Source organism: Paenibacillus vulneris, assembly GCF_039543185.1.
GTDB lineage: Bacteria > Bacillota > Bacilli > Paenibacillales > NBRC-103111 > Paenibacillus_S > Paenibacillus_S vulneris.
This window is the reverse complement of sequence record NZ_BAABJG010000015.1, coordinates 353,995-364,902: the sequence shown is the minus strand read 5'-3', so window position 1 is coordinate 364,902 and position 10,908 is coordinate 353,995. Positions and strand designations below refer to the sequence as shown.

The following is a 10,908-nucleotide window of genomic DNA, read 5'->3' as shown; positions in this document are numbered from 1 at the left end:
GTCTCCGGTCCATCTCATCGGACAGGAGTTCAAAGGTCTGATAAGCCCGGCGCTCAATGATGGATTCGAACCCCATATTGTATATGATGATTAAAACTCCCATGGAGATTAGAAATAGAAGTGTGCTTCCTATAATCCGGCCCCGAATTGACTTGAACTTACCAAACCTCATCATAGATAAACTCCTTCAAATAAATTAATGAAAGCCAGAATAATATGCCTTTATTATATAGAAGATCAGAGAATATTCGCAATATTCCGAATATAATCCTATTTCAACCTAATCCAATGCATATCGCGGTTTCCTTGCACTTGCTAAAATTTATCTATGAAAGCGATTACTTTTGAAGCAAAGTCCAAGGAAAACGTGTTGCCGATTCGATTGCGGGTTTGAACAAGGGACTTAATATAAGGGAGGATGAAGCATGACCATGTTAAGGAAATTAGTATGTTTTGGAACGGCCGTATCCATGATCCTTACTATTGCAGCATGCAGCAGTGACTCAGGCAATCAGCCTGATCCAAAGAGCAGCGACAGTTCCAAGCGTGTCAAACTAACAATGGCGTCCGTACAAGGAATCGAAGGGTTTAATTACACCAATGGCGATGCCCTTGCCAAGTATTATTCCGATAAGTTCAATTACGAGTTGGATATGACGGCCCTGAACTGGGATAACTGGAACGAAAGACTCCGCATATGGATCAACTCTGGCGACATGCCGGATATTGCCGTATATAACTATATTCATGCGGATGCCGCCGCTTTCGTCGATCAGGGACTTATCAAAAAGCTTCCTGACAACTGGAAAACCCGTTGGCCTAATGTAGCCAAAGTGTTTGACAAAACGTCACTCGGGCCTCAGATGGAAAAGGTCTTCGGCGGAACTTATTTCATTCCAAGAGCACGGTTTATGAATAACTTGCCAGGAGATCCATTGTCGAATCATCCAGCCTTATTTATACGTAAAGATTGGGCTCAAGCTGTGGGTTTCCCTATCAAATCCGCATACACGACCTCTGAGATTATTCAGTATGGTAAGCTGCTCAAGGAAAAAGATCCTGGAAAAGTAGGCGACAAACTAATTCCGCTTGCCGAGAATACGAATCATGCAGTTGACTTGTTTGTTGCACGAAACAGCACTTATTACAATAACTTCTACAAGGACAAAGACGGCAAGTATAAATGGGGCGGGGCTTCTGAGGATACTTTGAAAGGGCTTAAGGTATTCTCTGAAGCCTACCGATCCGGTGTCCTGAGCAAGGACTTCTTCACTGTGAAAAACGAAGAGCATGGCTCCTACTTTAATGTCAAAGGCAATGCAGGAGCAACCTACTTCCAGGCACCGACATCAGCTCTTCAGGTATATTTTGATGATTTTCAATCTAATACAAAGCTTGATTCTTATCAAAACATCCATATGGCTATTATTCTGGGAGAAGACGGAAACTATCACCAGGAAGACCTGATTAATTTCTGGGGCACTATTGTCTTTAATCCGAAAATATCCAATGAAAAATTTGAGCGTTATATGGATGTGCTCGATTATAACGCTACTCCGGAGGGCAATACAATTACCAATATGGGGTTAAAGGATGTGGACTGGACTTATGACAGTAATGGCAAAGTAAAATCGCTCTACGATCAAGTGAAAGAAGGCAAGCCGCTTGGCGGAGCAAACGGAAAGTATCCTTCCAATGGTTATCTGCTAGGCAGCACGATACTGTTTGACGATTTCGCATTCGACAATCCCAATACCGACCAAAGATTAAGGGATTTGTCCAAGCAGCTTTATGCTGAAAAATCGAAAAAAGGCACTCCAAACACTTTTACAAAAGTGAACTGGGATCTATACACCTACGATTCGCCAAGCAAAAGAAGAGCCCAAATCGATTACAATACAGAGTACGCTAATCTTGTTACTATGCAAGGGGATATAGAGGCAAACTGGAAGAAATGGGTGGAATCGAAGATGTCAATCATCCAGCCGGTTCTTGATGAACTGAACTCAAAATTGGCTAAATAGTCAGCCAATACACTTCGAATCATTGTCCTCGGGTAGCTGCGGTGGATCCGATTAGATTTGCCCAGCTACTTCATTTAGATCCATTCTGGCAGAAGGGGGATTGTATGGAGAATCTAGTAGCGGAAAAGAAGAAGGCAGCCTTGGAAACGAATCATTCATCTTTATTGAGTCGCGTAGTAAGGTCCAGGGAAGTTTACCTCCTGCTGTTACCGGGAGTCATATGGTATATCATCTTTGCTTATATTCCCATGTATGGGTTAACATTGGCGTTTAAAACATATAAAGCTAATCTTGGAATTTTTGGCAGTCCGTGGATTGGGCTTGATAATTATATCTATGTTTTTAGGGATCCCGCTTTTATTGAATCGATTTGGAAGACACTGTGGATTAACGCAGGACGGATCCTATTTCAGTTCCCCATTCCGATTATATTGGCTCTTATGTTGAATGAGGTGCGTGTGAACAAATATAAAAAGGCTATACAAACGATTTATACATTCCCCCACTTCTTATCCTGGATTATCGTTGCCAGCATTATGATTAATACTTTAAATACTCAAGGTATGGTAAACGGTATTATCAAAATGTTGGGATGGGAAGCAGTCAATTTTCTAGGCTCCACTCAAATATTTCAGCCTTTGTTATATATTACTGAGAACTGGAAGTCGTCGGGGTGGGTCATGATCATCTATCTGGCAGCTATTGCAGGGATTGATACGGAACAGTATGAATCGGCTCAGCTCGACGGTGCAAGCCGTTTGCAGACGATGTGGTATATCACCCTTCCAGGAATACAAAGTACCATTGTTGTTATGTTGATTTTATCTGTGGGAAATCTGATGAATGCGGGATTTGATCAGATTTTTAATATCAGTAATGCTGCAACTGCTAAAGCCGGTGAAATCCTGGATATGTATATTTATCGAATTACATTTCAGTCTGCTGCCGACTTCTCTTTCTCAAGTGCAGTAAGTTTGTTCCGGTCTGTAATCAACTTTGCTCTGCTGCTATTCGCTGATCGGGTTTGTAAATGGCTTGGTGCGGAAGGACTTTTTCCGTCCAGGAAAAAGTCGGTTCGGACATAAATCGGATGCGAATATGGGAAAGGAAAGTGAATATGGCGGACATTAGATCCATACCGAAGAAAGCTTATCGTCATAATCAAATACAATCGCTGGATATTGTTTTGTTGGTTATTCTCACCTTGTTGGCTATCGCCATCATATTACCGTTTATCAACGTTACTGCAATCTCTTTATCCACGCAGCAGGAATATTTGAAAAGAACGGTGTTGTTAATACCAACGGAAATTACACTTGAAAATTTCAAGGCCTTGTTTGAAGACGGACGCATATGGGTGGGCTATCGTACTACATTGCTGCTCCTTGTTATCGGATTGCCGCTCAACATGTTTCTGACGACCAGTATGGCTTATGGGCTAAGCCGCCCCGATTTTCCGTTTAAGCGATTTTTCGTTTATTTTGTTGTCGTTACTCTGTTGTTTCATGGCGGAATTGTCCCCATGTACCTATTAATGAAGCAGCTGCAATTAATTAATACCATTTGGTCTGTTGTGCTGGCCTATGGAGTGAATTCGTTTTATTTGATCATTATGATGAACTATTTCATGTCGTTACCGATATCGCTAATGGAGTCGGCTAAGCTTGACGGAGCAGGTGAATGGCGGATCCTGTTTAATATCATATTGCCGTTGTCCATGCCTATCATTGCAACAATCTTATTGTTTTATGCCGTGGACCGTTGGAACGAATGGTTTAATGCAATGATATTTATCAGGAAAGGCAACCTTGTTGTCCTGCAGCTTGCTTTACGGTCTATTGTTATCGATTCCCAGATCAGTCAGCAGATGAATATTTCGAATGTGCAAACCGATGTTAAGTTTTCGGAAGGTATGAAAATGGCCGCAATTATTGTAACGATGATCCCTATCATGTGTGTATTTCCTTTTTTGCAAAAGCACTTTGTCAAAGGCATGCTGGTAGGGGCAATCAAAGCCTAATTCATTCAAGAAATGAGGGTCTTTAATGGTAAAGAAGGCGAAAGTGACCGTACAGCCGGATTATAAGATAGGTAGGGTAGATAAACGCCTGTTTGGTGCGTTTCTCGAGCCGATCGGCAGTTGGGTATACGGAGGGATCTATAATCCCAAGCACTCAACTGCAGATGACATGGGTTTTCGGACGGATGTAATAGACGCTGTCAAGGAATTTGATCTTCCAGCCCTTCGCTTTCCCGGAGGTAACTGGGTTTCGGGCTGGGACTGGAAGGATTCTATCGGACCGGTTGAAAACCGTAAGGCACAGCTGGATCTGGCGTGGTTCCAGGTTGAGCCGAATATAATCGGCCATGATGAGTATATAGAGTGGACCAAACGTGTCAATACGGAACCGATGTACACTCTCAATCTCGGTACGGAAGGTATCAAAAGCGCCGCACACTTGGTAGAGTATTCCCGTCATATCGGCGGCACCTATTGGTCTGACCTGCGCAAGAAGTACGGGCACCCCGAGCCTTATCCCATCAAGACCTGGTATCTTGGGAATGAAATGGACGGCCATTGGCAGATCGGTTCCTGGGAAAAGGATCCGGTTGGCTTCGGCATTCGGACCCATGAGATTTCCAAAATGGTCAAATGGATTGACAACAAGGCGGAAACCGTTTTTGCGGGTACCTCCGACCATTACAAGCATTTCCCCGAATGGGAAATGGCGGCGCTTGAGCAGTGCTACGAATCGGTAGACTACGTATCCCTGCACCATTACCACTCCGCGCCGGAGGGCGACATCGCCAATTATCTTAACATTTCCTCCGTATTTGAGAACTATATCAAGACGACCATAGCCATTTGTGACTATCTGCAAACCAAGCTGCGTACGCCTAAGAAAATGTACATCTCCTTCGACGAATACGGCTGCAGCTTTGGCAAGCAGGGCGAGGTTCTCTTCGGACGCAGAGGCTGGCAGGATGTAACCAAGAGTTATGCCCAGTTTGCTCCCAGAGACAATGTCTTTACAAGATATGACCCGGAGCATTATGTCGAGCGAAGGTTTGGTTCCCACCAAATGCTGAATGCCCTTGCCATGTCTTCCGTGCTTCTGACTTTCCTGCGTCATGCGGATCGGATCAAGATAGGCTGCATGACCGGCGGAATTCGAAACGCCCTGGCATTTAACGGCGCACATGTGTGGAAGAATGCCGCATATTATCCATACTACCAGATGAATAAGCTTGCCCGCGACGGCATCTCGATCCTGCCCGTGGTCGACGGACCGACCTTCAACACCGAGCAATTTGCCCTTACAGGTTCTAATCAGTGCCATGCCTATGAAAATGTTCAAGCTATTGAAGCGGCCGCAGTACAAAATGAGGAAAAGGGCGAGGTCTACATCTTTATCATCAACCGGGGGATTGAGGATGACATCGAGGTTAACCTGGACGTTCGGGGCTTTGATGGTTATAGGTTCGCCGAGCATATTGAGATGTACACCGATGACCTGGAAAAGGGGAATAGCTTCGAGAATCAGGAAGCGATAAAGCCCACGAAAAATTTCGAAACGAAAATGGAAAACGGTAAAGTAACAGCCTTGACCCAAAAGCTTTCATGGAATGTCATTCGCCTTATGAAAGAGACAAATCATTGAAGAGAGGGGCATTAAGTATGCTTAGAGTTGTGAAGGTTGAAAACGGTATCGTTCAAGGGCTGCCGGCGGCCGACCCTCGTATAACAAGTTTCAAAGGGATTCCATTTGCCGCGCCCCCCGTGGGCGAAAATCGCTGGCGTGCCCCACAGCCTGCTAAAGATTGGGAAGGTGTGTTGAAAGCATACGATTTCGCGCCGGTTTCCATGCAGGTAAGACAAAAGATCGATGTAAATAACATCTATACCAGGGAATGGGCTGTGGACCCGGACATCCCCATGGACGAGGATTGCCTCTACCTGAATGTGTGGACCCCGGCTAACACTCCCGATGAGCAGCTGCCGGTGTTTGTATGGTACTTCGGCGGCGGGCTGCAGGTCGGTCATACGGCTGAGATGGAGTTTGATGGCGAACGCATTGCACGCAGAGGCGTCGTGGTGGTAACGATTAACTACCGTCTGAACGTGTTCGGATTTCTATGCCATCCGGAAATAACGGCGGAAGCCCCGGAAGCTCCCGCAAACTTCGGACACCTTGATCAGCAGTTTGCTACCCAATGGGTCAAACGCAATATCGCGGCTTTTGGCGGTAATCCCGACAACATTACGATTGGCGGTCAATCTGCCGGCGGCGGAAGCGTGATGAGCCAGCTCACTTCGCCTCAGAACGAAGGTCTTTTTCAGAGAGCTATTGTTCAGAGCGGTGTCTCAGCACCGCTTTACCCGGGAGGCCGTATGCCGAGAATTCGGCACAATCTGGTGGAGGCTGAGCAAGAGGGTCTGAAATTCTTTGAATTTATCGGAGCTTCCTCCCTTACAGAAGCCCGTAGACTTGATGCAGAATATCTCCGTGACAAAATGCTGGAATATAATAAGGGGTTTGGGTTCTGGGGCACCGTTGTTGATCAAGTATTCTGCATGGGCAACCCGTTTGATCTATTCCTAGAAAACAAGCGCCGAATGGTACCGGTTCTTTGGGGGCACACTTCGTCCGAATTTATCAGTGTTCCGAATGTCAAGACGCTGGAGGAATTCCGGCAAATGGCTGCCCATATGTTTGGCGAGAATGCCGAAGAGTTTGTTGCACTTTGCCAGGGACAGTCGGAAAACATAGATGAAATAGTGAAGAATGCTTCCGTGAGCGGTTTCGAATATGCAATCCGGATTGCCTCACAGGCCAATGCGGATACCGGAGCCAATATCCCGCTCTATTATTACAATTTTGATGCGGAAATACCCGGATGGGATAACCCAGGAACCTTCCACTCGGTGGATCTCTGGTTCTTCTTTGAAACTCTGGCCAAATGCTGGAGGCCATTTGTCGGCAAACATTATGATCTTGCCCGTCAGATGTGCAACTACTGGGCAAACTTCATCCGTTCCGGAGACCCTAATGGGAAAGACTCCACTGGAGAGAAGATGCCGCAATGGGAACCTTATACACCTGAGGCACCGTACGGGATGGTATTTAAAGATAAACCAGAGTTTGTTAGAGAACAACCCGGCGATGTAATGAAATTTCTAGTGAAGCAATATATCAATAAAACCAATAAGGGGATGTACCTATGAAGCTAGTATGCGGCGACTATGCTATTATCTTTCAGGACGGCGGCGTTGAGGTACAAAAGGGCGGAAAGCTTCTATATTTTAATAAACGTCCGATGTTTGTAACGGTAAAGACAACCGTTGCCCTTAGCGAGTTTTATGACAAAGCTTACTGCGAGATTTCTGCTTCCGGCGATACCATCACCGCCCAAGGTACATTAACCGTACCCTCCGGATCTGAATTTTCCTTTACAGATACTTATGAGGCAACTGGAGCCGGATTGAAGGTAAGCAGAAACGTAAAGGTGCTGAAGGCGGGAGGAGACCTTGGTTTTTCCACCAAGCTCTCCTTGGTCATGACAGATTCGGATGATCCGCATGACTATAACTGCTTCGCCCCCGGTGTATGGTATAAGCAAAACGAATTTGCGCGTGAGAATGCCTTTGGCAAAGACCTGGATTGCGAGTATTTCTGGCGGCTCGAAACCGCTTGTGCCCTGCCTTTGTTTGCCATGCAAAACGTCGCATCGGGCGAAATGGCGGCAATATCGCGTTGGACGTCAGACGTAACCATGCGGTCTCTGGATATTGCACAGGCTGCAAATCATGTAGATCCCAAATTTACCATTGGAGCCGTTGGCATGAGCAGGCCGGAAAGCAGAAGCATGAACTATATGTATTATGGTTTTGCCGTACGCAAGGATTTCGAGACGACGGTCGACGGCTTGTCTATCGATTATGTATACCCAGGCTGCGACGGTCAGATGCCTGCTGCAAGAAGGTATGCGGGACTTGACTTCAAAGATGAGTTCAAATTCTTCCAGCGCGTGAGCCACCCGGTGGAGGTCGGTTTTGAGCAAAACTACGCTGTGGCAGTAAATTTCGGACACTATAGCAGCTTCCAACTGATGATGAGAGACATCTGGCGGATGACCTACGACCGGATGCGCGACAAGTTATTCGATGTAGATAATGGGCTCCATTTCCACAACTGCATGAAGATGCTCACCCAATATACGCAGCAGTACGGCGATTCGTACGGGTTGCCTTTCTCCTGCCAACTGCCCGACATGGATGTATCCAGTGTGTCTTTTCAGTTCGGCTTTGTCGGACAACAGCCTGGTATCGGTTACCAGCTGCTGCGTTACGGCGACAAGGAAAACGTGCCCGAAGCCTTCGAAAAAGGCGTCAACATTATTGACTTTTGGGTACGGACGGCGATGACCGAGTCCGGTTTGCCGCATATGTGCTACCATCCCGGCATCCAGGAGTTTGAGCCGTATCCTCATTATATCCGGATGCTTGCCGACGGAATTGAGGCCATTCTGGATGCGCACCTTTATATGCGCAAGATAGGCGACGAGCGGCCGGCATGGCTGGAATTCTGCAGAAAGACCGCCGATTGGATTGTGAACATTCAGAATACAGACGGCAGTTTTTACCGTGCATACAATACCGACTGCTCCATCCGTATGGACTCCAAGGCCAACACGCCCAGTGTGATTCGTTTCTTGGTGCAGTTCTATCTGGTGTCGGGTGATGAAAGATATAAAGCCGCTGCGATCCAGGCGGGAGATTGGTCTTACGATAATGCCTACTTGAACATGGAATACCGTGGCGGAACCTGCGATAACATGGACATCATGGATAAAGAGGCCGGGATCTACGCTTTGTTCGGCTTCCTAGCCTTGTATGATTTGACCGGTGAGAAGAAGTGGCTGGAAGGCGCGATTGGCGCCGCCGATTATACCGAAACCTGGACCTATGCGTGGACATTCCCTGTGACTACCCCTTGGCCGAAGCATCCGTTCAACAAGTATTCCATCAGCGGGCAGAGCATTATCACTATCGGCGGGGGGGCCGATGTGTATATGGCCGCATGTTCATATACCTATTACAGGCTGTATGTAATTACAGGCGACGAGCATTATCTCGATTTTGCCGAGTTCATCGATAAGAACACCCGACAGTCCAATGATGTAGACGGCAGCATTGGCTATATCATGCCCGGACTGGGGCATGAAAGCGGCAATTTTACCAGCCAAGTCCTGCAAAGTCACTACCACTGGCTGCCTTGGTGCACCTATGTGGAAATCGACCCCTCATCGCGGCTATATGATACCTTTGGCGGCTATGAGATTGCAGATGCCCAAAAGCTCAGTCCGGAAGAGAGGGCCAAGAGAAACCGTATCTACGATACATTTGCTGAAATTCAGATTGGAAGCTAGGGGGCGTGCTATATGATAGGAGAAATCTTTTAAAAAAATCAATGTTCAATGAATAGGCACGAATGCAGCTTAATGGGGTGGCGATCGCCATCTCTTTTTTTATTTGTTTCTGTACAAAATTAGCAGCACTAGAAATATAATTAAATATGTACGTTAGTCCTTTTCCTATGTAATGTCGTAATTTATGAATGCGATTGTCTGAATGTTGAACTAATATTATCGCGGGGCTTATGCTACTTTATTATTATCTTATAGAGATGAGGTAAACGTATGAGCAGAATATTGAAGATCGGTATTATTGGCAGCGGGGGGATTGCTGGCTCGCATGTGAAAGCATATCGAGAACTAACCGATGTAGATATCGTTGCGGTTGCGGATGTAATACCTGGGAAGGCTAAACAATTTATTGACTTCTGGAATATTCCATCAGCACAACCTTTTGATGACTATAGGAGGTTATTGGAATTAGATTTGGATTGCGTAAGCATCTGCACACCGAATGTAGCCCATTATCAAACCACTATCGATGCTTTGAAGGCTGGGAAGAACGTCATGCTGGAAAAGCCCATGTCTGTTACTTTAAATGAAGCGATAGAAATGGCCCAAACTGCAAAGCAAACTGGCTTCATGCTCAATATAGGCTTTCAACCCCGTTATGATCCGAATATGAGAATTATTCAGGATATTGTGCAATCTGGTCAGCTCGGAAAGGTATATTATATAGAAACTGGCGGAGGCCGGAGAAGAGGCATGCCTGGGGGAACATTTATTTCCAAGGATATTGCTGGAGCAGGTGCGATTGCAGATATCGGCTGTTATTCCCTCGATATGGCATTGAATGCGATGGGTTATCCTAAACCGGTTACAGTTTCCGCAAGCAGCAGTAATTATTTTGGAACCAATTCCCGCTATCATAAGGAAGCAAGTCGTTTCGATGTAGAAGACTTCGGTGTTGCTATGATACGTTTTGAAAATGATCTCGTACTGAATTTTAAAATATCTTGGGCTATGCATATGGATACTCTGGGTCCAACTTTATTCTTGGGGACAGAGGGCGGACTGAAAGTTACGCCTGCCGGTAAAGGTCCATGGAGTGGTGTATTTGATGGGAGCGTAGGTGCTATATCCTATTTCCACGATGTTAGAGGTCAACATGTTGAGAGCCAGATTCCGGTAATAGAACATAATAAAAATTTGTTTCACGAAAAAGTTCGTGATTTTGTTCATGCGGTATTAGAAGGCAAGCAGGCGCCTATACCTGGGGAGCAAATTGTACGAAATCAAGCCATTATTGATGGTATTATACGATCATCCTTACTGAAGCGAGAAGTAACCATTGATCTTGAATAAATTGCTCTATTCCATAAGTGTTCACCCGATAATTACGGACATTTTATGGTGAAATAACAATATTAATCTACATTGCTGGTGGTACCAGCAATGTAGATGGATA

7 protein-coding genes are annotated in these 10,908 nt (G+C 45.7%); all 7 read left to right on the top strand.

What is annotated here, in order from left to right; all coding sequences use genetic code 11:
• The first annotated feature begins 425 nt into the window (after window positions 1–425).
• The gene (locus ABEA66_RS15225) at window positions 426–2,024 is read left to right on the top strand and encodes a type 2 periplasmic-binding domain-containing protein (protein WP_345588542.1); all 1,599 of its coding nucleotides are present in this window, start codon (window positions 426–428) and stop codon (window positions 2,022–2,024) included.
• 104 nt (window positions 2,025–2,128) lie between these two features.
• Complete coding sequence (locus ABEA66_RS15220; RefSeq protein WP_345588540.1) at window positions 2,129–3,109, top strand: ABC transporter permease; 981 nt, start codon at window positions 2,129–2,131, stop codon at window positions 3,107–3,109.
• 32 nt (window positions 3,110–3,141) lie between these two features.
• Window positions 3,142–4,044: a carbohydrate ABC transporter permease gene (locus ABEA66_RS15215; RefSeq protein WP_345588538.1), complete on the top strand. Its 903-nt coding sequence runs from the start codon at window positions 3,142–3,144 to the stop codon at window positions 4,042–4,044.
• Between the two features lie 25 nt (window positions 4,045–4,069).
• Entirely contained in the window at window positions 4,070–5,686 is a 1,617-nt protein-coding gene (locus ABEA66_RS15210) for an alpha-L-arabinofuranosidase C-terminal domain-containing protein (protein WP_345588536.1), read from the top strand.
• Between the two features lie 17 nt (window positions 5,687–5,703).
• Window positions 5,704–7,251, top strand: coding sequence for a carboxylesterase/lipase family protein (locus ABEA66_RS15205; RefSeq protein ID WP_345588533.1), 1,548 nt, complete (start codon window positions 5,704–5,706; stop codon window positions 7,249–7,251).
• Window positions 7,248–9,455 (top strand): hypothetical protein, encoded by a 2,208-nt coding sequence (locus tag ABEA66_RS15200; protein ID WP_345588531.1) that lies wholly within the window; start codon window positions 7,248–7,250, stop codon window positions 9,453–9,455. The genes ABEA66_RS15205 and ABEA66_RS15200 overlap by 4 nt, the downstream gene beginning before the upstream one ends.
• A 270-nt stretch (window positions 9,456–9,725) precedes the next feature.
• Window positions 9,726–10,805 carry a Gfo/Idh/MocA family protein gene (locus ABEA66_RS15195; RefSeq protein WP_345588529.1) on the top strand — a complete coding sequence of 360 codons (1,080 nt, stop codon included), beginning with the start codon at window positions 9,726–9,728 and terminating at the stop codon, window positions 10,803–10,805.
• Window positions 10,806–10,908 lie beyond the last annotated feature (103 nt).

Coding starts and splice junctions, on each gene's coding strand:
- ABEA66_RS15225 (WP_345588542.1), top strand. CDS start 426: ATGACCATGTTAAGGAAATTAGTATGTTTTGGAACGGCCGTATCCATG.
- ABEA66_RS15220 (WP_345588540.1), top strand. CDS start 2,129: ATGGAGAATCTAGTAGCGGAAAAGAAGAAGGCAGCCTTGGAAACGAAT.
- ABEA66_RS15215 (WP_345588538.1), top strand. CDS start 3,142: ATGGCGGACATTAGATCCATACCGAAGAAAGCTTATCGTCATAATCAA.
- ABEA66_RS15210 (WP_345588536.1), top strand. CDS start 4,070: ATGGTAAAGAAGGCGAAAGTGACCGTACAGCCGGATTATAAGATAGGT.
- ABEA66_RS15205 (WP_345588533.1), top strand. CDS start 5,704: ATGCTTAGAGTTGTGAAGGTTGAAAACGGTATCGTTCAAGGGCTGCCG.
- ABEA66_RS15200 (WP_345588531.1), top strand. CDS start 7,248: ATGAAGCTAGTATGCGGCGACTATGCTATTATCTTTCAGGACGGCGGC.
- ABEA66_RS15195 (WP_345588529.1), top strand. CDS start 9,726: ATGAGCAGAATATTGAAGATCGGTATTATTGGCAGCGGGGGGATTGCT.